Raw genomic sequence first — 23,767 nt, 5'->3', positions numbered from 1 at the left:
GAGGCACGAACAGCTCGGACGGCCGTCAGGTTCCGTCCTCACCCTCAACGGTCGGTGACTTCGAGCTGAACGCCAGGGCGGAACACGGCGACGGACGGGGGACGGGCGCCTCTGCCCGGCCGCCGGCCGCCCCGGTATCGAGCGCCGAGTGGTCCTCGCGAGCGACGACCTCAGTCGTCCGTCACGCCCGAACCTCCCAGCGCCGCCGCCGCATCGTCGTCCGCCGGGCCTGCCGGAACCCAGCGCCCGCTCTCCGCACGGTAGGGCCACCAGCGTCGGTCCCGCCCGAACCGGAGCTGCACACCCTCCTCCACGGCCGTCCATCGATTGCCCGCTGAGGAGAACCGTGGCCGCTCACCCTCCTCCCACGCCTCGGCGAGCCGGGTCCGGGCCCCGGCCAGGGTCTCCGCATCCGGGGTCCACTCCTCGTCGAGCACGGCGAGCGCGGCCGCCCCGCCATAGCGCCACGCACGCACCGCCGCATCGAGATCGAGGCACGAGCGCCCCGATCCGGCGGCCAGCCTGGCGGCGATCCACGGCTCCGGCCCGGCGTCCGCGATCAGACGTACGGCGTCCTGTCGAGGCGTCAGTTCCATCGGCAACGGCTGATGTTCATGGCCGGGGGAGAGCGCGTCCGCCAGCATCCGGCAGGCGCGCCACGCGCTGTCCGTGACCAGCATCTCCAGGACCGCCGGTTCGACGCCGGGCTCCGGTCCGGCCTCCGTGTCCAGCGACGGAGCGGGTCCCGGTTCCACCGGCAGCGGTGGAGGTGCTGGCAGCGGGGGCAGAATGTCCCGCGCGTCGAACGCCTCGTCCGCCCGTACGCCCCGGTCCTGCGCCCCCGCTTCCGGCACGCCGGATCCGTCGGGGGCGGCTGGATCCGACGGCGCCCGCCCCTCGGCGCGGTCCGCGATGCGTACCTGGAGCTCGTCCAGGAGCCGCCGCTCACCGCGCCCGCGCATGAGCAGCAGGACGAACGGATCCTGATCCAGCAGCCGCGCGACCTGGTAGCACAGGGCGGCGGTGTGCGGGCAGTGGTCCCACGCCTCACAGGTGCACTCCGGGTCCAGATCGCCGATTCCCGGCAGCAGATCCACCCCGGCCGCCGCCGCGTCCTCCACCAGGTGGGGCGGCATCTCCCGGTCGAGGAGCGCCGCGACGTGCCCGGCCCGGGAGGCGGCCATGTCCAGGAACCGTTCCCAGTCCGCCTCGCTCAGCTCCTGCAGGAGCACGTCACCGCGGTACGCGGACGCGTCCCGGTCCCGGACGACAGCGGTGATCCGGCCGGGCCGCACGGTCACCGCACCGACCCGTCCCTCGCGGGCGAACCTCCGTCCCTTCTTGAGCTGTTCGCCGTCCAGCGCGGTGTCCTCCAGGGCCTTCAGCCACGCCCGGCCCCACCAGGACTCCGCGAATCCGCGACCGCGCGCGGGCGGCAGCGCGGCGAACGTGCGCTCCTGCACAGGCGTCGGGGCGTCGCGCCGCTCGTCGGCGGCGGAAGCGGCCCCTCGACCGTCGAACCCGACGCCGTCGTACCGGTCACCGTCGTCATCGGTGTTGTCGTACGCGACGCGCTCGTATCCTCCGCCGTCGTATCCGTCACTCATCGTGTGCCCCCTCGCAGCGTCACCAGATCGGCCAGTTCCGCATCCGTCAGTTCGGTCAGTGCCGTCTCACCGGAGTTGAGCACCGCGTCCGCGAGCCCCTGTTTCCGGGCCAGCATGTCGGCGATCCGGTCCTCGATGGTGCCCTCGGCGACGAGGCGGTGCACCTGCACCGGTTGGGTCTGCCCGATCCGGTACGCGCGGTCGGTGGCCTGTGCCTCCACCGCCGGATTCCACCAGCGGTCGAAGTGCACGACATGGCCGGCCCGGGTGAGATTGAGTCCGGTGCCCGCAGCCTTCAGCGACAGCAGGAAGACCGGGGCCTCGCCCGACTGGAAGCGGTTCACCATGGCCTCCCGCTCGGCGACCGGCGTACCGCCGTGCAGGAACTGTGTGCGAATCCCGCGCGCCGCGAGGTGCTGTTCGAGGAGCCGGGCCATCTGCACGTACTGGGTGAACACCAGCACGCTCGCGTCCTCCGCCAGGATCGTGTCGAGCAGTTCGTCCAGGAGCTCCACCTTTCCCGAACGGTTCTCGATGCGCGGCTCCTGTTCCTTGAGGTACTGCGCCGGGTGGTTGCAGATCTGCTTGAGGGCCGTCAGCAGTTTTACGACGAGGCCCCGCCGCGCGAAGCCGTCGGCGTCGGAGATGGCGGTCAGGGTCTCCCGTACCACCGCTTCGTACAGGCCGGTCTGTTCCGCCGTCAGCGACACCGTGCGGTCCGTCTCGGTCTTCGGCGGCAGTTCGGGGGCGATGCCCGGATCCGATTTGCGCCGTCGCAGCAGGAAGGGCCGTACCAGAGAGGCGAGTCGCTCGGCCGCCGCCGGATCGCCGCCCTCCGCGGTCCGCGCGTATCGGGTACGGAACGTGCCGAGCCGGCCCAGCAGACCGGGCGTCGTCCAGTCGAGGATCGCCCACAGCTCGGAGAGATTGTTCTCCACGGGGGTGCCGGTGAGCGCCACCCGTGCCCGCGCGCCGATCGTGCGCAACTGTTTGGCCGTCGCCGAGTACGGGTTCTTGACGTGCTGTGCCTCGTCGGCGACCACCATGCCCCACCGGATGTCGGCGAGTTTCGCCGAGTCGAGCCGCATCGTGCCGTACGTGGTGAGGACGAACTCGCCGTCGGCCAGGCCCGTGAGGCTGCGCGAACCACCGTGGAAGCGGCGCACCGGCGTACCGGGCGCGAACTTCTCGATCTCCCGCTGCCAGTTTCCCATGAGTGATGTCGGACAGACCACGAGCGTCGGCCCGGCGGCGGATTCGATGCTCTGGCGGTGCAGATGCAGAGCGATCAGCGTGATGGTCTTGCCCAGCCCCATGTCGTCGGCCAGACAGCCGCCGAGGCCGAGCGACGTCATGGTGTGCAGCCAGTTCAGGCCGCGCAGCTGATAGTCGCGCAGAGTGGCCGCGAGCGTCGGCGGCTGACCGACCGTCTGTCCCGCGCTCCCCGGTCCGTCGGACTCGGGATCGGCCAGCCGGCGGCGCAACTGCTCCAGCCAGCCGGTGGCGCGCACATCGATCCTGCGGCCGTCGACCTCGGTGGATCCGGTCAGTACGGCACCGAGCGCATCGATCGGACTGACCTTGCGGTCCTCGGTCTCGCGGGCGCGCCGAGCCTCCTCGGGGTCGACCAGCACCCACTGGTCGCGCAGCCGCACCACCGGCCTGTTGGCCTCGGCCAGGCGGTCCAGCTCGGCGCGGCTGAGCTTCTGGTCACCGAGGGCGAACCACCAGTCGAACGCCAGCAGCGCATCGGCCGACAGGAGCGGCGGCGTATCCGACCCATTGCGCGTGAACGCCTCTCGCTCCGTGGCCTCCGCGCCCTCGGCCGGACCGATCACCGCCCGCGCGGTGAGCTTGCGGGCCAGTTCCCGGGGCCAGTGCACCTGGACCCCGGTCGCGGCGAGCGCCCGCCCGGCGTGACCGAGGAGGTCGGCGATCTCCTCGTCGGCCGGTTCGACGAAGTCGGGCACCGCGGCCGACAGCAGCGGGGACAGCGGTGGCCAGGCACGCGCGGCCCGGCGCAGCGCCAGCAGGGCATCCATCCGGGCGCGGGGGCCGAAGCCCGCAGCGGTCGGCGCGGTCCCCGCCCATACCTCGGAGGCATCGGCGACCAGCGTCGGATCGCTGACGCTGTGGATCTGCAGAACAGTGCGAAAGGACGGCGGGGCGTCCTCGTCCGGCGCTGTCAGCCCCGACACCTCCACCCGCAGCGAGAGCCGGACACCGGCGTCGTGCCCGGCTGCGATGTCGGCGGCCCAGGCCCGCTGGTCGGGCAGATGCTGTGGCGCGTCGGTGACGAACGCCGGGCCGCCGGTGGCGAAGGCCGCGGCGGGGGTGCGGGGGAGCCCGTCCGCAACCGCGTCGAGGAACGCGCGCAGCAGCCGCTCGGGTTCGGGCAGCAGAACGGGCCGTGCGGTTCCGTCGAGCGGTACGGCGTGGGCCAGGGGCGGCATCGAGGCCGCCAGCGTACGGATCCGGGACTGATCGTCGGCGGTCAGCGGCCCGGCCCGCCAGGCATCGTGATCGGTGGCGGTCAGTCCGGGAAGCAGCAGGCCGCGGGCGGCGAGCTGGAGGGCGAGGAGCGCGGCGGCGCCCCAGAACGCGGCGGCGTCGGAGGCCTGCGCCGAAGTCCGGGCGCGCGTCAGTACGGGCAGCGCGTCGCGGACCGGAAGCAACAGTGCCGGCACGGCGTGGATCTGCGCGTCGGCGCCCACGACGGTCAACTCCTCCACGGAGCCGGGAGCGTCGGGTGGACTGCTGCCGTCCGGATGCCAGAAGGCGATGCGGCCGGTACGGGAAGGGTCCGCGGGCAGAAAGACCACGGAGCAGCCGGAGAGTGCGGAGATCTCGGAGAGCGTTGCCGCAGGGAGCCTGTGCACAGCGATGCCGAATTCCTCAAATTTGACTAGTCGGGGCCGAGTCGCCGAGGGTACTTCATCGACACGTGCGACTGTGAGTGCAATCTGCGTGATCCAGCTCACTTTCGAGCGCGTCGGCCGCCCCGCGAGGCTGCCGGGCGCGACGGCGTGTCACGCCCGAAGGTGGAGCCAGCACCCCCTTGGAGGGAGGGGGCTTGCCCCCCGCATGGCCCGGGTGGTGGCGCCATGGTCGCCGTGCCCCTGGTCACCGTACGTTTCAACAGGTCAGCACAGCTTTCCAGAGACCGGAGACCTCATGCCACAGGCCGTAGCCACCGTTGTGGAAGGCACCCGTGACAGTGCGGGAACTGTCGTCAGTGCCCGCGGTGCTGGAGCCACCGCGAGCCAGGGGAGCGACTTCGCGCCCCTCCTGCGGGCGGTCAAGGGGCAGGGACTCCTGGAACGGCGCACCGGCTGGTACACGGCGGGCATCGTCACCAATCTGGCCGCCCTGGGCGCCGTGCTCACCGGCATGTTCCTCATCGGCGACACCTGGTGGAACCTGCTGCTCGCGCTGCCGCTGGCGATCTTCTGGTCCCGCACTGCGTTCGTCGGGCACGACGCCGGACACGCCCAGATATCCGGCGATCGCAGGGCGAGCCGGATCATCGGCCTGATCCACGCGAACCTGCTGCTCGGCATGAACGAAGCCTGGTGGAACGACAAGCACGTACGCCACCACGCCCATCCCAACCACATCGACAAAGACCCGGACGTCGGCGTCGGCGCCCTCGTCTGGACCCAGAAGCAGGCGGCCCAGCGCGAAGGATTCGCGCGCTGGCTGACCCGCAACCAGGCCCGGCTCTTCTTCCCGATGCTGCTCCTCGAAGGCATCGCGCTCAAGATCTCCGGCTTCCAGTACCTGCGGCGGCAGCCCGCCGGGGAGCGCGCCCTCTCGGCACTGCTCCTGGTCGCCCACCTCGGTCTCTACGCGACCCTGTTGCTCACCGTCATGTCCCCGGGCAAGGCCGTCGTCTTCGCGCTGGTGCACCACGCGCTGTTCGGGCTCCACCTGGGCATGGCGTTCGCCCCGAACCACAAGGGTATGGAGATGCCCGACCCCGACGGCGATCGTTGGGGCCACCTCCAGCGCCAGGTCCTCACCTCGCGCAACGTACGCGGCGGCGTTCTCACCGACTGGTTCCTCGGCGGGCTCAACTACCAGATCGAGCACCACCTCTTCCCCAGCATGCCCCGCCCGCATCTGCGTCTGGCGCAGCCCATGGTGCGTGCGCACTGCGAGGCACTCGGCATGCCGTACGCGGAGACCGGACTGATCGAGTCCTACCGGCAGGCACTCCAGCACATGCACGAGGTCGGCGCACCTCTGAGGTGAGGACTGCCGTCAGGCTGGAACCGATGGGCGCGTACAGGCGTTCTCATGTCAGGAGCGGCCTCGGGCCGCGAAGGAGGCGTGGACGATGTCGAACAGCGCGAAGATTGCCATCGGGGGAGTCGTCGCGGCAGTCATCCTGATCCCGTTCATCGGATTCTGGCTGTCGCTGCTGGTCCTGGTCGGAGTTCCGGCGGTCGCCTATCTGATGCTGGATCCCGGCCAGCGGCGCAGGCTCCGCAGGATCACCCGCAAGGAAATAGGCCGCTGACGACGACGGGGGGCACCGGGATGAGCGGCACAGTGGCGGTGGTGAGCAGGAACGAGGCCTATTCGTTCACCAAGCCGAACAGGCAGAGCGTCACGCTGCTGGCCGGGCTCGGTGTGGAGGGAGACGTGCACGCGGGGGTCACGGTCAAGCACCGGTCCCGGGTCGCACAGGATCCCACCCAGCCGAATCTGCGCCAGGTCCATCTCATCCACGAGGAGCTGTTCGGCGAATTGCGGGCAGCCGGCTTCGAGGTGGCTCCTGGCGACCTCGGGGAGAACGTCACCACCAACGGCGTCGATCTCCTCGCGCTCCCCGTCGGCACCCTGCTGCACCTCGGCGACGAGGCGGTCGTCGAGGTCACCGGACTGCGCAACCCCTGTCTGCAGATCGACAACTTCCAGGACGGGCTCCTCAAGAAGGTCGTCGGCCGTGACGGATCGGGCCGGGTCGTGCGCAAGGCCGGGATCATGGGCATCGTCACGGTCGGAGGGGTGGTCCGTCCGGGAGACCCGATCGAGGTCGAACTGCCCGAGGGCCCGCATCGGGCACTCGAACGCGTCTAGGGCCTTTCGTTCGGATCAGGCCGGGCTCGCCCCCGGCCAACGTGATCCAAACCTGGGACCTGGCCGGAGCATGTGTGAGCGAGGCAGGCCGCCTCGGTCGACTCGGCGCTCCGCTGTCCGCCGACAGCGGTCCGCCTCCTGTCGAGCGGGGTCGCCTCGCGCTCAGGTCGGTCGTACCGCGATCTCGTCCAGGGCCTTCAACAGGCCGGGCAGCTCCGGGCCTCGACCGACCGGCAGCACCTCGCCCGGTTCCTCGTCCAGCAGGACGAACGCGATGTCATCGGTTCTGGCGACCAGCGACCAGCCGGGGCCGTCGGCGCGCAGCATGCGGGCCTCACCGGTGGCGAAGGAGGACCGGACACGGCCCGGGGGCGGCGGGGTGTCCACATAGGCGTGTGCCTCCGCGAGCGCTCGCCGTACACCGGGATGTGCCCCCGAAAGGGAGTCCGGCGCGGGGCTCTCGGCCGTGGCGTCGGGGTGGCCGCTCCGGGTCTCGCCCTCGGCCGTCGCCCCGGCTCCGGTCTCCGCCTCGTCCTGGGCCCTTGCGCCTGAGCCGCCCGGGAGTCCGGCACGAGGCTCGACCTCGGCTCCGCCGTCGGTCCCGACACCGATCGCGACCGTGCCCCCGTGCTCGCCCTCACCGTCGCCCCCGGTCCTGCCGCCGGTTCCGGTTCGACCGCCGGCGCCCTCCGCCTCGTGCTTCCCCGCAGTGGCGCGCCCCCGCGAGTCGTCGGCCGAGCAGCCTGCGCCCCCCGCGCCGTCCGTGACTTCCGGCGTGGTGAAGGCCGTCTCGTCGTCGATCCGCTCGCGCCAGGCCGCCCACTGATGCGCTATCTCGTCCGCGCCCAGGCGCCTCTGGGCCGGGCCCCACGAATCCGTGTCGGGTGGAGCCAGCGGCGCGGGATCAATACCCTCGGCCGCCGGATCCGGCAACGGATCGTGCGGGGCGGCCACCCCCGGGGCCGCGACCCCCACCGCGAGGGGCCAGCCGGGCAGCGCACAGACCACCGAACGGTCGTCGGGAGAGAGGTCGTACTCCATTCCGCAGTCCCACGACGCGATGGCCACGGCGACCAACGACACGTCCTCGACGACGACGGTCCACCGCGCACCACTGCCGTCCTGTCCGAGGACCAGCCCGTATCCCTCGGCGTACGGTTCGAGGGCGAGTGCCGCACAGGCGGCCGGGTAGTCGTCACCGAGCACGCTCGGGAACTGTGCCGGTGTCAGCAGTACCGCGGTCAGCACATACAGTGCGTCGTCGTCGGCGACCGTGTCGCTCGTCCCGGCCACGGCACCCTCCTCGTCCGTCATGGTTGCCCGTCGGCGCACCCTAACGAGTCCGTAACCCACTCGTCGAGGCCCTGACAAGGGATGGCACGACAGGGGATGACACGCGCCGCGCGGCCCGGCGGAGGGAGTGCTTTTCAGTCGGCGGGCAGACCGAGCAGCGTACGGGCCACTGCCCGCGGCAACTCGTCGCGCTCACGGGCCAGAGCGATCACGGCGCGGCAGGCCAGCTCGCTGACACCGAAGGAGAGCGCCTCGGGCGACACCCAGCCGCTCGCTTCGTCGACCTGGGCCTGATCGTCGTCCACGGACGCCGAGACATAGGTGGCGGCAGCCTCGAAAAGATTGCGCTGCTTGCGTCGTCCTTCACCGAGAGACCGAGCCCGTCGCGTGTCCTTCCGGTGCGGGGAGACCATCTTCCGCAAGCTGCCGATCATGTCGATCATGGAGAACGCCTTTCCGAAAACCCCCGAGCGCATTGCGCCTGCCACATACGGTGTTCCCCTTCGACGTAGGGTTGGACCTTCGACCGAGAAGAGGGGGCGGTGTGGTGAAGCGGTACGACCGGCTGAAGGAGATCCAGCGTCTCGATCCGGAAAGGGACTTCCTCCGGATCTACCGGATCACGGCAACCTACGAGTTTCCCTGGGACATCACCCGCGCCCTCGAACTGGCCCTGTACCGAACCTATGCCGTGCCCAGCATCGGACGACTCCTCGCGGAGACAGCAGAACTGACGGACCGTTCGCAAAAACGCTACGACGACACCGCACTGCTCCTCGACGCGGTCGTGGAGCACGGTTTCGACAGCGACCAGGGACGCGCAGCCATCCGCCGGATCAATCAGATGCACCGCAGCTACGACATCAGCGACGACGACATGCGCTATGTGCTGTGCACCTTCGTCGTCACTCCGAAGCGATGGCTCGACGACTACGGATGGCGTCGGCTGTCCGACCACGAACTGCGGGCGTGCGCCGCCTACTACCGCACCCTGGGCGCTCATATGGGCATCAAGGACCTGCCTCGGACATACGGGGACTTCGAGCGCACCCTCGATTCCTACGAGGCCGAGCACTTCGACTGGGACGAAGGCGGACGCCGCGTCTCCGACGCCACGCTGGACCTGATGAGCTCCTGGTATCCGCGCCCTCTGGCTTCCGTCGCGCGGAAGGCGGCCCTCGCACTTCTCGACGACTCGCTGCTGCGGGCATTCCGCTACGAACGTCCGAGCTCCGCGGCACGGGGCCTCACCCGCGGCGCCCTGCGACTGAGAGCACGAGCCGTGCGACTGCTGCCGCCGCGCGCAAACCCGCACCACGCCCGGCAGAACCCGGAGATCAAGGGCTATCCCGGCGGCTACGAGATCTCCGGGCTCGGTACGTTCCCGGCCCCGGGCATCCGAGGCTGTCCGGTCGCCCACGAGCGCGGCCGCGCCGACGCGGCCGAGTAGGCGTAGGAGAATCGAACCCGCAGGTCAGCCCGTCCGGACGGCCAGGGCGAGGAAGCGATCGTCCTCATCGGTGTACGTGCCGAGCCGCCAGCCCGAACGTGCCAGCAACGGGCGGAGGTTGCGCTCGGCGCGCAGGTCGCCATCGGTGATCGGACGGCCGTGGCGCGCTGCCAGTACGGCTCGCCCGATGGGGTGGAAGAGAGCCAACTGCCCGCCCGGCCGAACCACCCGCGCCAATTCCGCGAGGTCCGGTCCCGGGTGCGACAGATGGGAGATGAGCCCGGCCGCGAACACCGCGTCGAGCGACCGCGACCGCAGGGGCAATCGGGCGACATCGGCGAGGATCAGTGCTCCGCTACGGTCACGTCCGGCCCGTACCGCCGAGTCCAGCATCGCGGCGGTGAGGTCCATGCCCAGCACCGTGCCCTGCGCTCCCACGGCGGCGCGCAGCGCGGGCAGCGCCCTCCCCGTACCGCAGCCGGCGTCGAGCACGGCGTCACCCACCCCCAGTCCGAGGGCGTCGACCCCGGCGGCGTAGGCAGGCCCGTCGTCGGGGAACCGGGTGTCCCAGTCCGCCGCGCGGGCCTTGAAGAAATCCTGGACGCGTGTGTGCTCATCGGCCATACGGACATGATCGCGCAGTTGCCGTCGGGGTGAAACGGGCCGTGACGTCGAGCAGCGACCGCCGACCGGCTCGAAGGGCTCCGTGACCCCGACCCGTCGACTACGGGCCGACCCGAGCGGCGCGCAGGCCGAGTACGAGCAGTACACCGCGGCGCGATGTGGTGCGGTGACCACGAGGGTACGTACGCGGAACGTGCAGGCCTTCCCCCTGCCCCGCCGACGGGGGCAAGGGGAGAGGCCGGTGCTCATTGCCCGTGCAGGTCCATGGGGTCAGACATTGACCCCGTAGTCGGACGCGATACCGGCCAGGCCCGAGGCGTACCCCTGGCCGACCGCGCGGAACTTCCACTCCGCGCCATGCCGGTACAGCTCGCCGAAGACCATGGCGGTCTCGGTCGAGGCGTCCTCGCTGAGGTCGTAACGAGCCAGTTCGACGCCGTTCGCCCGGTTCACCACGCGGATGAACGCGTTGCGGACCTGGCCGAAGCTCTGCCCGCGGCTCTGTGCGTCGTGAATGGAGACCGGGAAGACTATCTTCGCGACGTTCGCCGGGACAGCCGCGAGATCCACATTGATGGACTCGTCGTCGCCCTCGCCCTCACCGGTCAGATTGTCCCCGGTGTGCTGCACCGAACCGTCCGGGCTCGTCAGGTTGTTGTAGAAGACGAAGTGCAGGTCGGAGAGCACCTTGCCCGTGTCCGAGCACAGCAGAGCACTCGCATCCAGGTCGTGGTCCGCGCCCGTCGTCGTCCTCACGTCCCAGCCCAGGCCGACCGTCACTGCGGTCAGGCCGGGCGCCTCCTTCGACAAGGAGACGTTGCCGCCCTTGGCCAGGCTCACACCCATGAACTTCCTCCATTGATCCAGTGGTCCAGAGCTTCAGTGCTGCGATGATCGGCGCTTCTTCGGCCGTCACCCGGGTCAACGACGGTGCCGCGCTCCCGGTTCCCTTGATTGCGCAATTCCTGAAGTGAAGGCGGCGAGGGTCGCCATACGTCGGCGAGCCGGTGTCTCAAGCGCGGGGTTCGGTTCCGGGGCCGGTGTCGGTCTCCTTCATGGCCTTCGCCTCACTCTTCAGGATCCGCATGGACTTGCCCAGGGCGCGGGCCGTGTCCGGCAGCTTCTTCGAGCCGAACAGCACGATCATCACGATCGCCACGATCAGCAGGTGCCAGGGTTCGAGACCGTTGCGCAACATCTACGTCCCGCCCTTCCTTTCGGTGTTTTGACCGCTGTTTTCGCTCGGCGTCGGTGGACGGTGCCTCAGGCTGGTTGTGGGCAGGTCCGGTGATCCAGTCGAGCAGCGATACTTGTCACATTGCGCAACTGTACAACCATGGGGTGGATGGAGCGTGTGTTCCCCCATGGAAGCCGGATGGACGGGGTGGCCGATGACGGGGAATCGCACGGTGGGAGCCGACGGGGGAAGGGGCAGCCGTCTGCGGCGCACGGCCGTGTCGGGGCTGTCGTTGCTCGTGCTGCTCGTCGCGGGCATCGGGTGGGGCTGGCTGCAGGTGAATGGCAACATCGGCACCTTCAGCGCGGACGGAATCTCCGGTGACCGGCCTCCGGACTCGTCGAAGGGGCAGAACGTCCTGGTCATCGGGTCGGACTCGCGCGCGGGCGAGAACAGCGGGCTGGGCGGCGGCACGGGTGCGGTGGGACGATCCGACACCGCGTTCCTGCTTCATGTGTACGGTGACCACAGGCACGCGGTCGCCGTGTCCATCCCGCGTGATTCCCTGGTCGACATCCCGGCCTGCAAACTGCCGGGGGGCGAGTGGACCGCGCCGCAGCACGCGGTGATGTTCAACGGCGCGTTCTCGGTGGGGGAGACGGCCGAGGGAAACCCGGCCTGTACCCAGAACACCGTCGAACATCTCACCGGCCTGCGCGTCGACCACAGCGTCGTCGTCGATTTCGCCGGATTCTCCGCACTGACCTCGGCTGTCGGTGGCGTACCCGTGTGCCTTCCCCACGACATCCACCAGCGCGACCTCAGCCCGGAGCGGCCCGCACGAGGCGCCCGGATCTTCGCGAAGGGACCGCAGACCGTCTCCGGGCAGCGGGCACTCGACTACGTCCGGCTCCGGCACGGCATCGGTGACGGCTCGGACATGGGGCGGATCAAGCGCCAGCAGGCCTTCGTGGCCTCCCTCATCAAGAAGGTCAAGTCCCAGGGGCTGACCCCCGGCACGCTGCTGCCGCTCGCCGACGCGGCCACCGAGGCGATGACCGTCGACCCCGGGCTCGGGTCGGCCGACCGGCTTCTGTCGTTCGCCATGTCGATGAAGAACATCGACCTGCACAACACCAAGTTCGTCACCGTCCCCTGGCGCTACGAGGGCGCACGCGTCGCGATCGTCGAACCGGACGCCGACGCGCTGTGGGCAGCACTGAAGGCCGACCGCACGGTCGACGGCCAGGACGTCGGCGGCAAGGGACCGGCCCAAAGGGGCGGGGCGGAGGGCCGCCCGGCATCCCCCAGGGCCGCCGCTCCGGTCTCCGGCACGGGCATCGCCGTCGCCGTCCACAACGGCACCCGGGTCGCAGGACTCGCGGCCCGAGCCGCAGAGCAGTTGCGCTCCCGAGGCTTCACCGTCACCACCACGGCCACGGCGAGCAACCAGGGCCACGTCTCGACCGTCATCGAATTCGGACCGGGCCTGCGGGACGAGGCGGAGACCACCGCGCGGTTCTTCACCGGTGCGCGGACGACGGCGTCCACAACCACCGGAATCCGGGTGGTCCTCGGCAGTTCCTTCGCCCGGAATCCAGTGGTCGGACCCAGGACGCCGACCGCCTCCGCAGCGCCGTCCGCCGTCTCCGGCGGGGTCAGGTCGGCCGACGACGACCCCTGCGCGGACCTCTCCTACGGCTGACCGCCGCCCAGGAGCGGGACCACGGCGCTCAGCGCGGTGCTCGCCCCGTCCGAAGCTGCAACGCCGGGTGCCGGGGAGCCGTGAAGCCGTACGACTCGTACAGCGCGGCACCGTCCCCCGTGGCGTTCAGATCGACGACCGTGGCCCGGGTCTCCTCCCGGAACCAGGTGAGCAGGGCTTCGAGGCAGACACGGGCGTGCCCGCGGCGGCGCCGACGAGGGTCGGTGCTGACATTGGACACATGCCCGCGCAGCCCGCTCGGATTGGCCGGGCTGGGGGCATGCGCATCGCACGCCCCGACCGCGCTGGAGACGGTGCCGAGCTCGGGGTCGTCGACGAGGAACGCCGCGAACATGTCAGGGCGGCGCATCTGCTCGGTGAACCACCGTGCGGAGGCCGCCCGCCATGGGGCGTCGGCGCCCCCGGTCTCGATTCCCATGTCGGTCAGCATCAGTCCCCGCAGCCGCACCAGCGCGGGCACATCGTCGATCGTGGCGCGGCGAGCACGCACCATCTGTCCGCCACCGGCGCCAGGGCGGGTGCCGGACCCGGAGTGGTCGATGCCTGGCGAGGTCATGAGTATCTCCACTTCCGTTCGTAGCGGGCGCGGGCCGCCCACAATCCGTATGCGTACAGAGCCAGGACCGTTGCCAGCAACAGGTAATAGAGCGGTGGCAGCGCACTCATGCCCAGGAGCGGCCCGAGTGGGGTGAGCGGCAGCACCAGGCCGACCACGGCAAGTCCGCACACCGCGGCCCGGAGCGGCCTCCCGCTGCGCCCCTCGGCGGAGCGGCGGCCCGTACGGAGGAGCAGCATCACCAGAGCCTGGGTGAGCAGGTTCTCGGTGAACCATCCCGAGTGGAAGGCCTCCTGCCCGCCCGTCGTCGCCGAACCGTGCAAGGCGTAGGCCAGCACGGCGAATGTCGCCAGGTCGGCGGTGGCGTTCAGCAGACCGAACCCGGTGATGAAACGGAGGAAGTCGCGCGGACGCAGCACCGTCGGCCGCCGCAGCACCGCGGGTGCCGGCCGGTCGAACGCGAACGCGAGCTGCGCCACGTCGAAGCACAGGTTCTGCACCAGGACCTGCGCGGGAAGCATCGGCAGGAACGGCAGCATCAGCCCCGCGGCGAGCATCGCGATGACATTGCCGAGGTTCGACGAGAGCGTGATGCGCAGATACGTGGCGATGTTGCCGCTGCAGTGCCGACCCGCCGTGATCGCGTGATCGATGGCCGCCAGATCCTTCTCGGCGAGCACCACATCGGCGGTCTCCCGCGCCACGTCGACCGCGTTGCGCGGGCAGATGCCGACATCGGCCGCGTGCATCGCGGGCAGGTCGTTGACGCCGTCGCCGAGAAAACCGGTGGTGTGCCCGGAGGCGCGCAACGCAAAGACGATCCGGGCCTTGTGCTCCGGCGTGCAGCGGGCGAAGACCGTGGCCCGGTCGGCGGCATCGGCCAGCTCCTCGTTTGACAGCGCGTCGATCCGAGCCGCGGAGACGACTTCGCCCGGATCGAGGCCCAGGTCCCGGCAGGCGCGGGCGACCGTCCCGGGATCGTCGCCGGTGAGGACCTTCACACAGACGCCCCGGTGTTCCAGCACGCCCAGGGCCTCAGCGGCGCTCGGCGTGAGCGCGTCCCGCAGAGCGACGAAGCCGAGGAAGGTCAGCCCCCGCTCGTCGGCCGCCGTGTACGCACCGAGCCGGGCGGGCCGCTCGGTCCGGGCCACCGCGACCAGCCGCAGGCCGTTCGCGGACTCACGGGCGGCCAGGGCCCTCAGCCGGTCCCGTTCGTCGTCGTCCAGGGAACAGCGGTCTAGCACCGCCTCCACCGCCCCCTTCGTGACGAGGGTGTGGACACCGAGCCTCCCAGGACTGCGTACGACGGCGGTGCCCAGCCGCCGCACCGGATCGAACGGCAGCGCGGCCACACCGTCGTACGCGTACAGTGCCTCCTCCTGCTCCTCGGCCGCGTCCAGCACCGCCTCGTCGAGTGCGTCGGCTGCGGGCAGATCAGCGAGCTGCAGCGTCCACAGCGCATTGACCGCGGCCCAGTGCAGTACCTCTGGATCGGACCGGTCCGATCCGTTCAGCGACCGTTCGACGACGGGCCGGTCCTGGGTGAGCGTTCCGGTCTTGTCCAGACACAGCACATCGATCGCGCCGAGATCATGTAGGGCCGGCAGCCGTTTGACGATCACCCCACGGTGGCGGGCAAGCAGCGAAGCGCCCCGGGCCAGCGCCGTCGTGACGATCACCGGCAGCATCTCCGGAGTCAGACCCACCGCCACCGCGACGGCGAACGGCAACGTCTCCAGACCGCGGCCGCGCAGAGCAGCGTTGGCCATCAGCACCAGGGGCGGGGTGAGCAGCATGAACCGGATCAGCGTCCAGGAGATCCCCTGGACCGAACGGTCGAACGCACTCGTGCCGCGGTGGCGTGCCGAACGGTCGTACGCGGCGGCGAACCGGGTGTCCGCGCCCGTGGCCGTCACCACCGCCGTGCCGCTGCCGGATGCCACGCTGCTGCCCTGGAAACACAGCTCCGGCCGCGCGAACAGTCCGGCCTCGCCACCGGGCCCGGCGCCCGGCGACCGGTCCCGGTCCCGGTCCGGAGCGTCGACGGGCTCTTTGGCGACCGGTGCCGACTCGCCGGTGAGGGCCGACTGATGCACGGTCAGGCCGCTCGCGCGCAGCAGCCGTACGTCGGCCGGCACGAGATCTCCGGGACCGAGGCGGATCACGTCGCCCGGCACCAGCTCCCCGACCGGCAGCTCACGCGCCTGCGGCACGGCATCCGGCCCGGTGCGCCGCAGCACGGTAGCGGTGGTCGCCACCAGTTCCCGCAGCGCGGCCGTGGAGCGGTCGGCCCGATGTTCCTCCGCGGAGCGCAACACGCAGCTGACGACCACGAGCACCAGCGTCACCGAGGCCGTGCCCCACGAGGCCACCGCCGCGGAGACCAGGCCCAGGCAGAGGAGCACCGAGGTGAACGGATCCCGCAGGCTGCGAATGAAACGGCGGGGCCAGGAGACCGGACGCCAGGCCGGCAAGGTGTTCTCGCCGAACCGGGCCAGCCGTTCCTCCGCCTGCGCCTCCTGCAGCCCCCGAGGGCCGCTGTCCAGTGAACGGAGAACCTGCAAGGAGGTCGGCCCGGCTACGGACGGCGTGGGCGGCGCGACAGCGGCGGCGGCGCTCCGGCCGGCCGCCGCGCTCGCTATCGGCACGACGACGGCGGACGGGTCATCGGGGTCGGTGCTGCCGGGACCTGCGGCGGCACTGCTCTCAGGCACCGAGCTCACGGAGGCGTACGGACTGCTCGGGCGTGTGTCCGGCGCGTGCGGCGAGCTGGCCGACCATCAAACGGACGACGGTTACCACATCGGGGTCGTCGACCAGATACACCTGCCGGCGGCCTTCGCGCCGTGACCGTACGAGACCGGCCAGTTTCAGCTTCGTCAGATGCTGGCTCACCGACGGCAGGGTGCCGCCCACGCGGTCCGCGAGGCCGGTCACATCACTCTCGCCCTGGGCGAGGGCCCACACGATGTGCAGCCGCGCGGGTGTCGCCAGCAGGCCGAAGGCGGCGGCCGCCTCCACCAGTACCTCCGCGGGCGGATCCGTGAAACCACCGTCGGCAGCTGTCGACACTCTTGCTCTCCCTGTCAGCGTGGGCCGACTGCTCGCGCCCGAAGTCTCCAGTGTAGGCGCCGGACGTCTGCCGTCCGCGGGCCGTTCGCCGGAGAGGGAACAGGAGCGGACGGAAACCGACGGAGCGCGGGTGGGAGCCGGAGTACCGGAACGCCCGCGTGCAGCCACGACAGGGCACGAGAGACGTGCCCAGGAACGTGAATCGGATGGGGGACTCGTCCGGTCAGTGAGCGAGTGGAAGCGGCCGCACTGCTGTGTGGGCGCTCGTGTTCCGCGGGGCGGCTTCCCCGTCGCCACGCTGTCGCGGCATGCGTTGCCGTCGGATGCGGGGGACCCGGAGGGGAAGCCGACGTCGAACTTCTCGGCGGGCGACTGACCGCCCGAGGCGACCTGGGGCGCGTCCCCGGCCGGCCGTCGCCCGACAGGGGCCCGGACCCGGCCACATGACGAAGGAATGCTTGCCCGTACGTGACCAGTGCGCAAGGCTTACGTGAAACGTGGGGCACGGGGAACGCATGAGCGGGGAGGAGCGGGGAAATGGCGCTGGACAGGGGACTTGACTGGCTTCTTGACGATCTCACGAGCAGGGTCGAGCACATACGGCACGCGTTGGTGCTGTCGAACGACGGACTGGTGACCGGTGCGAGCACGGGCCTGGCACGTGAGGACGCCGAGCATCTCGCCGCGGTGTCGTCCGGCCTGCACAGCCTCGCGCGCGGTTCGGGGCGCCACTTCCGGGCTGGGAAGGCCCGGCAGACCATGGTGGAATTCGACGAGGCGCTGCTGTTCGTGACAGCCGCGGGCGAGGGCAGCTGCCTGTGTGTGCTGAGCGCGGCCGAGGCCGACGTGGGCCAGGTCGCGTACGAGATGACGCTGCTCGTCAACCGGGTCGGCGAACATCTCGGTGTCGCCGCGAGGCAGGCGGGAAGCGCAGGAAACGACCCTGCCTGACCGGCGGACGGGAGTTGTCCACAGGTCGTGCGGGCGGTATCTCCCGCGAGTTACGGTACTCACAGAGAGTAACCAAATCTCACGGGGGAGTGCACCATGAGCGTTACCGAATCGGTGTGTCGGGAGACCGCGCGCACGATGGCTGTGGGCACGGCGGCTCAGGAGCTTCAGCTGAAGCGTGGCGAGTTCGCCGTCGCGGTCCACATGGGTCTGGTCCGTGTGCTGGTGCAGCAGGGCGGCGGAAGGCCCAGGGTCCGTCGGGAGGAGGTCGACCGGCTGCGGTCGCAGGACGGGTTCCCGGAGGTCCTGCGGGAGCGGGTGCGTACCGTCGGGACTGCGGAGGGGGCTCAACTGCTGGGGATCAGTCCGGGCCGCTTCACCAGACTGGCCCGCGCGGGATGTTTCACGCCGATCACCTTCTATCTCAACCGGTACCGGACGGTGGTCTGGCTCTATCTCGCCCAGGAGCTCGTGGAGTTCGCCGTCCGCCAACCCCGCCTTCTGGTGGGGAAGAGCCCGGACTGGGTGCGTGGTCGGCTGGAGGCAGGTGCCGACTGTCGCGCGCGCGACTGGCGCTCGCGCAGGGTCGAACGGCTGCTGAGCTCCCTGGAGGATCCCTGGGCCCGTGCCGCGGTACTCGCCGGCACCCTGGATCCGGTGCAGTTGGCGGAGGTTGTCGATGATCCGTACGAGCGCGCCTACCTCGCGAGAATCCGGCCCGAACCGGCCTTCGGGCCAACGGGATCGATCATGGCGCGGGAGACCCAGGCACGCCTGATGCAGGCCGACGAACCGGACGAGATGCTGTGGCGGCGGGTCGGTCTGATCATGGAGCTGGACCACGCGCGGGAAGCTCGACAGGCACCGCGGCCGGGTGACGAACGGCGCCCCCGCTTCGACCGTGTGCATGGGCGAGGGCCTGATGGCGTGCAAGGGTTCGAGAGCGAGTACGGACCTGAAGGGGGAGTCGGCGTCGGGGCCGACTGCCGTTCCGTGGCCGGCTGCGACGCCGAACCTGCCTCGGGGCGTGACCACGCTCCCGCGTGTGGCCCCACCCCGGCCATCGAGTCCGCCTCGGCGTTCGACAGCGCACGGGTGGCCGAGCGCGAATCCGCTCTTGACCCCGTGCGCGATTCCGATCCGGTGGGTGAGCCCGATTCCGGGCCCGTTCCGGTGCCTGCGGCATTGCCGGAACACGCGCTTGGGCTGCTCGCCCGGCTGGGGCTGCGCAGGCTCACGCCGCGACGGCCTCGCCGGTAAACGACTCGCGCCAGGAGTCCGGCGCCGACATCCTGGTCCCTATGCTGATCAGAGAAGCCACCGCCGAGGACTGGCCTGCGATCTGGCCGTTCTTCCACGAAATCGTGGCCGCGGGCGAGACGTTCACCTATCCGCTCGATCTCGGTGAGGACGAGGCCCGCTCCTGGTGGCTCCTCAGGTCACCGAACCGAGCGGTGGTCGCGGTCGACGACGCCGGGACGGTCCTCGGCACGGCGAAGATGAACAACAACCACATGGGCAATGGCGCGCACATCGCCGGCGCGAGCTACATGGTCGATCCCCGGCGCTCCGGGCAGGGTGTGGGCCGGGCCTTGTGCGTGTACACGCTCGACTGGGCCCGCTCGTCGGGATTTCGAGCCATGCAGTTCAACGCCGTGGTCGAGACGAACACCCACGCCGTACGGCTCTACCGGTCGCTCGGCTTCGAAATCCTGGGAACCCTGCCCGAGGGGTTCAACCATCCGACACGGGGATTCGTCGGAATGCACATCATGCACCGCATTCTGTGACATCGTGCGGCGGTCCGCTCGGCAACCCTTGTGACCACCGACCGGCCACCGACGGAACTCTCCTGGCCACCTCTCAGACCGCTCCGCGCGGGAGGCTGCCACTCGTTTCGCACCGCAACTCGCCTGCCCCCGTTCGCACGCCGTGTCCGCCATGTCTCAACCTGTTGCGATGTGGGCCCGGTTGTGACTTCGGAGGCTCCATGGGGCGGGTGCGCGCACCGTCGGCAGGGGCAGTACTGTGCGCCCCACCGCCATTCGGGCGATGAAACATATGCGGAGGAAGAATTTCATGACCATACCCAGGAGATCGTTGCGTGCTGCGGGGACACTCGCGGCCGCTGCGGTGGTCGGCTTGACCGGCGCGGTCCTTTCCGCCGGTCCGGCCGCAGCTCACACACCCACCTGGGCCGTGACCTGTTCCGAGGTGAGCCTCGACCTGACCGCCTACAACAGCAACGTCACCAACCAGGTGACCGTCACTGTCGACGGCAAGGACCTCCTGCCCACCGAGACCTTCGGCAGGGAGTTCCACAAGAAGCTCGAGCTGCCCGAGCACGACAAGGAACTGACGGTTCACCTCGTCGTCAAGGCGGGCGACGGAGAGAACTTCTCGCGCGACGAGACCAAGCAGGCACCGGTGTGCGAGGGCACGACCCCGTCGCCCGCGCCCTCGGACGACACCCCGTCGCCCGCACCGTCCGAGGGGACCCCGTCGCAGGCGCCCTCCTCGGAGGCACCCGTCGGCAGTGCCACGCCCAGCGAGGCGGCTTCGGAGTCCGCCCCCGCGGCGGCCTCTTCTAGCCCCGGCTCGTCGGACCTGGCCGAGACCGGTTCCTCGTCCGCCACCCCGATCATCGCCGGAGCGGCTGTGGCCGTCCTGCTGGCCGGTGGCGGCATCATGTGGTCCGTGCGCAAGCGTCGTACCGCACAGCACTGACGTAGGCCAACGGCCCTGCCGCGGGACCGTATCGGGACCGTCGGCCGGGGGTGTGCCGCCTCGTTCGCGAGGCGGCACACCCCTCCGCGTGCTCGTCACGCCCGTTCCGCGGGCGGTGGCCGAGTGGTGTCCGCCGGTGTCGAGGGCCCGCTCTCGCACCAGACCGCCTTCCCCTCGCCGCAGGGCTCGATACTGCAACGAGCGGTGACGGCCGAATTACGCCCGCCCTTGATCACCTCGCCGATCGCCCTGTTGAGCCGGGTGCGCTCCGAACGTTCGAGCCGTTTCACCAGCGCCTCGGGCCGGGAATCGAAGGTCCGGGGGTCCAGACCGAATACCAGCAGGCCCGCGTCGTCGATGTCGAGCGTGTGGGCGTCCAGGTCCCACTCGAACTGCCCGTCCGATTCATGACGAGCCGCTCTGCCGTCGCGGTCTCGCCGTGGTGTCCCTTCTCGCTCAGCGGACGGCTCGCTCAGCGGACGGGGCGGGGGCGCTCGGTTGCCGGTCGTGATCGGTCATTCCTGCTCCGGAGATCGTCCGCCGGGGCTGCCGGGCCGACGTGGCCCGTACGGGTGCCTCAATTGTCGAGCCGGTTCCGGCGGGCTGCCAGGCGGACCCCGGTGGGAACGGAGGCGACGCCAGCACGGACGGCCTTCGCACCCTCGTTGCCCGGCCCCACGACGTGCCCCGCAGAATGACGGCGGAAGATCGTCCGCGAACGGCGGGCGATACCGTACAGGGGCTGACCGGAGCGCATTCATGAACCACGAAGATCCTGTTCTGCTGCACACCGAGGGACGCATCCGCCACATCACCCTCAACCGCCCGCGCGCCCTCAACGCGCTGAACCACGCCATGGTGCTGCGCATCGACGAAGCACTCGCCGAAGCCGAGGCCGACGACACCGTCGCCGCCGTCCTGATCACCGGAGCCGGGGAGCGCGGCCTCTGTGCGGGGGGCGACATCCGGTCGATCCACGAGGACGCCCGCGCGGGCGGCGGTGCATCGTTGGACTTCTGGCGCGACGAGTACCGGCTCAACGCCCGTATCGCGCGGTTCCCCAAGCCGTACGTCGCGATCATGGACGGCATCGTGATGGGTGGTGGCGTCGGTGTTTCCGCCCACGGCGACGTCCGTGTCGTCACCGAACGCTCGCGCATCGCCATGCCCGAGACCGGTATCGGCTTCGTCCCCGATGTGGGTGGGACGCACCTGCTCAGCGCCGCGCCCGGCGAGCTCGGTACCCATCTCGCGCTCACCGCGGACGCGGTCGGCGCGAGTGACGCGCTGCTCTGCGGGCTGGCCGACCACTTCGTACCGTCGCAGACCCTTGCCGGGCTCACCACGGAGCTCGCCGCCTGCGGAACGGCAGCCGAGGTCGACGAGACCGTCCGGCGCCATGCCGCGCCCGCGCCGGAAGGTGAACTGGCCACGCACCGGGAGTGGATCGATTCCTGTTATGCGGCCGATTCGGTCGAGGAGATCCTCGACCGGCTCGACAACAGCGGTGTCCCCGCCGCCAAGGAGTCCGCCGAAACGATCCTGGCCAAGTCACCCACCGCGCTCAAGGTGACCCTCGCGGCCCTGCGCAGGGCCCGACGGCTCGACAGCCTGGAAGCGGTGCTCGACCAGGAGTACCGGACGTCCTGCACCGCCTTCACCCGGCCCGACCTGGTGGAGGGCGTACGTGCCCAGATCATCGACAAGGACCGCAGTCCTCGGTGGAGCCCGGCCGGCCTGGCCGAGGTCACCGAGGCCGACGTCGCGCGGTTCTTCGCGCCGTTGGGTGACCGTGAACTCGGCCTGGACATCGGCTCCCGTGTGACGGACTGAGACCGAGACGATCCACGACGGGGCGTGACGCACCGCAAACGGATGGCGAGGACCGGAACGGATGGGGAGCGCCGGGGACCGCGGTCCGGCTCAGAGATCGTTCGGGCCGGTGACGGTACGGAACGGCAGACCGAGCAGGTCGGCCGCGGCCCTGAGCTCCTTGGCACGGTGACCGGTGCAGAGCGTCCAGTGATGGCCGATGCCGGTCGCGGACCAGGCATCGGTCCACTCACCGGGGTCGAAGCCGAAGTCGACGCGGGAGGTGGTGTTGCCGATCTCCAGCAGAGGTCCTGGGACGACTTCGCCCTCGGAGGCGACGAACGCGAAGGTCCCGTCGGCTTCCTGACCGATGCCGAACGTGGTGACGGGGCCGTGCTTGACGTCGAACTCGACGCTGACGCCCCACCCGCGCTTGCCGTGGTAGACACCCAGCCCCCGCAGCAGCGGATCCTTGGCGCTGATCGCGAGGTGGGCGGGGCCGTCGTGGCCCATCTCGACGACGCGGTCGCGGAAGTTGAGGGCCTGGAGCTCGGTGAACGAGCCGCCGGCGCCGATGGTGTCGGCGATCAGCATGGCGAGGCTGGTGCGCAGCTCGTACTCCCCGGCCATCGGGACCCCCCGGGCCGTGAGCAGCGACGCGCCGAGGATCATGCCTGCGCCGAGCCGTTCGTGGATCTCGCCCTCCAGCCCACGGTGGTAGTACGCGAGGCTGTCGAGTCCGAAGTCCTCGACGAGCCGGTCCAGCCCGACCGACACCCGGGCGGCCCAGGCGAGATCGTCCTCGTCGACGGATTCGTCGAGCGTGAAGACCGTACGCGCCACCGCGACGCGCTCGACCGCCTCCTCGTCCGTCACGTCGGCGACGCGGACCCGCAGGTCGTCGAATTCGAGGACTTCGACATGCCCGCCGAACTGGGCCGAGACCAGCGTCATATCAGTGGAGACATCGAGCATCCCGGGATAGAGGTGGCCCATCAGCCCGTGCCGACCGTGCCGCATCGCGCTGCGTACCTGCGCGGCGGAGATCCAGCGGCGGATGCGGTTCCAGGCGTTCTCGTCGTGCAGATGGCCGGATACGGAACGGAAGGGAATGCCGCTGCGCCGGAACACATTGGCGATCTCTGGCAACGGACACTGTCCGCAGTAGGCGAGCCATTTGCCCGTGTCGGTGTCGGCGTGGTCCATCGCTTCGGTCGGCTGGAGGTCGATGACCAGTACCGGGGTGTGCGTGCGCTGGGCGACGGGAAGGACCATCGATGCCGTGAGGTACGTCGTCAGGAACGTCACGACGATGTCGCAGTCGGCCCTGCGCAGCCGTTCGGCCGCCGTGGCGGCCTCCGGGGGGTCGGAGATGAAGCCTGCGTCGACGACCTCGCAACCCAGCTCCTCGAAGCGTCCGGTCACGAAGCGCGCGGAGTTCCGCAGCCGGTCGAGGAGGCCGGGGAACTGCGGCCAGTACGCGCCGAGCCCACCGGAAACCAGACCGACTCGGGTACGACGTCGCGCCGTGCGGGCGAGCGCGCCGCCGGGCACGGCGGAAGAGACATCAGTCATGAGCTTCCATACCTTTCTTCGTGGGTTGATCGTGGTCATTCGTAAGATCGGGACACCCAGGGATGCCGGGTGTGGCTGTCATGCGGGTGCCGCGTTCGTGGCTTGGAAGGAT

21 protein-coding genes and 1 pseudogene are annotated in these 23,767 nt (G+C 70.3%); 10 read left to right on the top strand and 12 right to left on the bottom strand.

Annotation, left to right across the window (positions count from 1 at the left end):
• Positions 1-170: 170 nt before the first annotated feature.
• Complete coding sequence (locus ACIOHC_RS31520) at positions 171-1,607, bottom strand: SWF or SNF family helicase (RefSeq protein WP_401844970.1); 1,437 nt, start codon at positions 1,605-1,607, stop codon at positions 171-173.
• Complete coding sequence (locus ACIOHC_RS31515; protein ID WP_401844968.1) at positions 1,604-4,486, bottom strand: DEAD/DEAH box helicase; 2,883 nt, start codon at positions 4,484-4,486, stop codon at positions 1,604-1,606. The genes ACIOHC_RS31520 and ACIOHC_RS31515 overlap by 4 nt, the downstream gene beginning before the upstream one ends.
• Before the next feature lie 295 nt (positions 4,487-4,781).
• On the opposite strand from ACIOHC_RS31515, the gene ACIOHC_RS31510 reads away from it, so the two are divergent.
• The 3 genes from ACIOHC_RS31510 to ACIOHC_RS31500 all read left to right on the top strand — a co-directional run bounded on the left by ACIOHC_RS31510 (position 4,782) and on the right by ACIOHC_RS31500 (position 6,692).
• Positions 4,782-5,861 (top strand): acyl-CoA desaturase, encoded by a 1,080-nt coding sequence (locus ACIOHC_RS31510; protein WP_351082881.1) that lies wholly within the window; start codon positions 4,782-4,784, stop codon positions 5,859-5,861.
• An 85-nt stretch (positions 5,862-5,946) separates the two neighbouring features.
• Complete coding sequence (locus tag ACIOHC_RS31505) at positions 5,947-6,129, top strand: hypothetical protein (protein WP_351082883.1); 183 nt, start codon at positions 5,947-5,949, stop codon at positions 6,127-6,129.
• 20 nt (positions 6,130-6,149) lie between these two features.
• Positions 6,150-6,692 (top strand): MOSC domain-containing protein, encoded by a 543-nt coding sequence (locus tag ACIOHC_RS31500; RefSeq protein ID WP_351082884.1) that lies wholly within the window; start codon positions 6,150-6,152, stop codon positions 6,690-6,692.
• 162 nt (positions 6,693-6,854) lie between these two features.
• Here the strand turns inward: ACIOHC_RS31500 and ACIOHC_RS31495 are convergent, their stop codons facing one another.
• Positions 6,855-7,985, bottom strand: coding sequence for a hypothetical protein (locus ACIOHC_RS31495; protein ID WP_351082885.1), 1,131 nt, complete (start codon positions 7,983-7,985; stop codon positions 6,855-6,857).
• Between the two features lie 134 nt (positions 7,986-8,119).
• A complete protein-coding gene (locus ACIOHC_RS31490) occupies positions 8,120-8,428 on the bottom strand; it encodes a hypothetical protein (protein WP_351082887.1) in 309 nt (102 codons plus the stop codon).
• A gap of 101 nt (positions 8,429-8,529) precedes the next feature.
• Between ACIOHC_RS31490 and ACIOHC_RS31485 the strand changes: the two genes are divergently transcribed.
• Entirely contained in the window at positions 8,530-9,435 is a 906-nt protein-coding gene (locus ACIOHC_RS31485) for an oxygenase MpaB family protein (protein ID WP_365692822.1), read from the top strand.
• A gap of 24 nt (positions 9,436-9,459) precedes the next feature.
• Here the strand turns inward: ACIOHC_RS31485 and ACIOHC_RS31480 are convergent, their stop codons facing one another.
• The 3 genes from ACIOHC_RS31480 to tatA all read right to left on the bottom strand — a co-directional run bounded on the left by ACIOHC_RS31480 (position 9,460) and on the right by tatA (position 11,257).
• Positions 9,460-10,059: a class I SAM-dependent methyltransferase gene (locus tag ACIOHC_RS31480; protein ID WP_351082891.1), complete on the bottom strand. Its 600-nt coding sequence runs from the start codon at positions 10,057-10,059 to the stop codon at positions 9,460-9,462.
• A 270-nt stretch (positions 10,060-10,329) separates the two neighbouring features.
• Entirely contained in the window at positions 10,330-10,905 is a 576-nt protein-coding gene (locus tag ACIOHC_RS31475) for a TerD family protein (RefSeq protein ID WP_351082893.1), read from the bottom strand.
• Positions 10,906-11,071: 166 nt separating this feature from the next.
• A complete protein-coding gene (tatA, locus tag ACIOHC_RS31470) occupies positions 11,072-11,257 on the bottom strand; it encodes a Sec-independent protein translocase subunit TatA (protein WP_351082895.1) in 186 nt (61 codons plus the stop codon).
• A 193-nt stretch (positions 11,258-11,450) separates the two neighbouring features.
• Between tatA and ACIOHC_RS31465 the strand changes: the two genes are divergently transcribed.
• Positions 11,451-12,941, top strand: a complete 1,491-nt coding sequence (locus tag ACIOHC_RS31465; protein WP_401844960.1) for an LCP family protein — start codon at positions 11,451-11,453, stop codon at positions 12,939-12,941.
• 28 nt (positions 12,942-12,969) lie between these two features.
• On the opposite strand, the gene ACIOHC_RS31460 is transcribed toward ACIOHC_RS31465, so the two are convergent.
• The 3 genes from ACIOHC_RS31460 to ACIOHC_RS31450 are packed head-to-tail and all read right to left on the bottom strand — an operon-like array spanning position 12,970 to position 16,590.
• Complete coding sequence (locus ACIOHC_RS31460; RefSeq protein ID WP_351082897.1) at positions 12,970-13,518, bottom strand: GNAT family N-acetyltransferase; 549 nt, start codon at positions 13,516-13,518, stop codon at positions 12,970-12,972.
• On the bottom strand, positions 13,515-16,241 hold the full coding sequence (gene mgtA / locus ACIOHC_RS31455; RefSeq protein WP_351082899.1) for a magnesium-translocating P-type ATPase: 2,727 nt from the start codon (positions 16,239-16,241) through the stop codon (positions 13,515-13,517). Before mgtA ends, ACIOHC_RS31460 begins: the two co-directional genes overlap by 4 nt.
• A complete protein-coding gene (locus ACIOHC_RS31450) occupies positions 16,225-16,590 on the bottom strand; it encodes a metalloregulator ArsR/SmtB family transcription factor (protein WP_351082901.1) in 366 nt (121 codons plus the stop codon). Before ACIOHC_RS31450 ends, mgtA begins: the two co-directional genes overlap by 17 nt.
• Before the next feature lie 537 nt (positions 16,591-17,127).
• On the opposite strand from ACIOHC_RS31450, the gene ACIOHC_RS31445 reads away from it, so the two are divergent.
• The 4 genes from ACIOHC_RS31445 (at position 17,128) to ACIOHC_RS31430 (ending at position 20,268) form a co-directional block, all read left to right on the top strand.
• A complete protein-coding gene (locus ACIOHC_RS31445; RefSeq protein ID WP_351082903.1) occupies positions 17,128-17,541 on the top strand; it encodes a roadblock/LC7 domain-containing protein in 414 nt (137 codons plus the stop codon).
• A gap of 96 nt (positions 17,542-17,637) precedes the next feature.
• Entirely contained in the window at positions 17,638-18,801 is a 1,164-nt protein-coding gene (locus tag ACIOHC_RS31440; protein ID WP_351082905.1) for a DUF6397 family protein, read from the top strand.
• Between the two features lie 41 nt (positions 18,802-18,842).
• On the top strand, positions 18,843-19,331 hold the full coding sequence (locus tag ACIOHC_RS31435) for a GNAT family N-acetyltransferase (RefSeq protein WP_401844957.1): 489 nt from the start codon (positions 18,843-18,845) through the stop codon (positions 19,329-19,331).
• A gap of 289 nt (positions 19,332-19,620) precedes the next feature.
• Positions 19,621-20,268 carry an LAETG motif-containing sortase-dependent surface protein gene (locus ACIOHC_RS31430; RefSeq protein WP_351082909.1) on the top strand — a complete coding sequence of 216 codons (648 nt, stop codon included), beginning with the start codon at positions 19,621-19,623 and terminating at the stop codon, positions 20,266-20,268.
• 212 nt (positions 20,269-20,480) lie between these two features.
• Here the strand turns inward: ACIOHC_RS31430 and ACIOHC_RS31425 are convergent.
• Positions 20,481-20,728: pseudogene (locus tag ACIOHC_RS31425) on the bottom strand (protein phosphatase); the annotation flags it as partial.
• Positions 20,729-21,027: 299 nt separating this feature from the next.
• Here ACIOHC_RS31425 and ACIOHC_RS31420 point away from each other — a divergent pair.
• On the top strand, positions 21,028-22,101 hold the full coding sequence (locus tag ACIOHC_RS31420) for an enoyl-CoA hydratase/isomerase family protein (RefSeq protein WP_351086069.1): 1,074 nt from the start codon (positions 21,028-21,030) through the stop codon (positions 22,099-22,101).
• Positions 22,102-22,191: 90 nt separating this feature from the next.
• Here ACIOHC_RS31420 and ACIOHC_RS31415 read toward each other — a convergent pair whose 3' ends face one another.
• On the bottom strand, positions 22,192-23,655 hold the full coding sequence (locus tag ACIOHC_RS31415) for an L-fucose/L-arabinose isomerase family protein (protein WP_351086071.1): 1,464 nt from the start codon (positions 23,653-23,655) through the stop codon (positions 22,192-22,194).
• Between the last annotated feature and the right edge of the window lie 112 nt (positions 23,656-23,767).

The sequence above is a fragment of the Streptomyces sp. NPDC088252 genome (genome assembly GCF_044740965.1).
Taxonomy (GTDB): domain Bacteria; phylum Actinomycetota; class Actinomycetes; order Streptomycetales; family Streptomycetaceae; genus Streptomyces.
The sequence above is the reverse complement of the archived record's forward strand: the minus strand, read 5'-3'. Positions and strand labels throughout refer to the sequence as shown.

What these genes read in the sequence shown, in the direction of transcription:
- ACIOHC_RS31465 (WP_401844960.1), top strand. Translation starts at nt 11,451, where the DNA reads ATGACGGGGAATCGCACGGTGGGAGCCGACGGGGGAAGGGGCAGCCGT.
- tatA (WP_351082895.1), bottom strand. Translation starts at nt 11,257, where the DNA reads ATGTTGCGCAACGGTCTCGAACCCTGGCACCTGCTGATCGTGGCGATC.
- ACIOHC_RS31520 (WP_401844970.1), bottom strand. Translation starts at nt 1,607, where the DNA reads ATGAGTGACGGATACGACGGCGGAGGATACGAGCGCGTCGCGTACGAC.
- ACIOHC_RS31505 (WP_351082883.1), top strand. Translation starts at nt 5,947, where the DNA reads ATGTCGAACAGCGCGAAGATTGCCATCGGGGGAGTCGTCGCGGCAGTC.
- ACIOHC_RS31480 (WP_351082891.1), bottom strand. Translation starts at nt 10,059, where the DNA reads ATGGCCGATGAGCACACACGCGTCCAGGATTTCTTCAAGGCCCGCGCG.
- ACIOHC_RS31500 (WP_351082884.1), top strand. Translation starts at nt 6,150, where the DNA reads ATGAGCGGCACAGTGGCGGTGGTGAGCAGGAACGAGGCCTATTCGTTC.
- ACIOHC_RS31475 (WP_351082893.1), bottom strand. Translation starts at nt 10,905, where the DNA reads ATGGGTGTGAGCCTGGCCAAGGGCGGCAACGTCTCCTTGTCGAAGGAG.
- ACIOHC_RS31445 (WP_351082903.1), top strand. Translation starts at nt 17,128, where the DNA reads ATGGCGCTGGACAGGGGACTTGACTGGCTTCTTGACGATCTCACGAGC.
- ACIOHC_RS31510 (WP_351082881.1), top strand. Translation starts at nt 4,782, where the DNA reads ATGCCACAGGCCGTAGCCACCGTTGTGGAAGGCACCCGTGACAGTGCG.
- ACIOHC_RS31440 (WP_351082905.1), top strand. Translation starts at nt 17,638, where the DNA reads ATGAGCGTTACCGAATCGGTGTGTCGGGAGACCGCGCGCACGATGGCT.
- ACIOHC_RS31420 (WP_351086069.1), top strand. Translation starts at nt 21,028, where the DNA reads ATGAACCACGAAGATCCTGTTCTGCTGCACACCGAGGGACGCATCCGC.
- ACIOHC_RS31490 (WP_351082887.1), bottom strand. Translation starts at nt 8,428, where the DNA reads ATGATCGACATGATCGGCAGCTTGCGGAAGATGGTCTCCCCGCACCGG.
- ACIOHC_RS31430 (WP_351082909.1), top strand. Translation starts at nt 19,621, where the DNA reads ATGACCATACCCAGGAGATCGTTGCGTGCTGCGGGGACACTCGCGGCC.
- ACIOHC_RS31415 (WP_351086071.1), bottom strand. Translation starts at nt 23,655, where the DNA reads ATGACTGATGTCTCTTCCGCCGTGCCCGGCGGCGCGCTCGCCCGCACG.
- ACIOHC_RS31435 (WP_401844957.1), top strand. Translation starts at nt 18,843, where the DNA reads ATGCTGATCAGAGAAGCCACCGCCGAGGACTGGCCTGCGATCTGGCCG.
- ACIOHC_RS31460 (WP_351082897.1), bottom strand. Translation starts at nt 13,518, where the DNA reads ATGACCTCGCCAGGCATCGACCACTCCGGGTCCGGCACCCGCCCTGGC.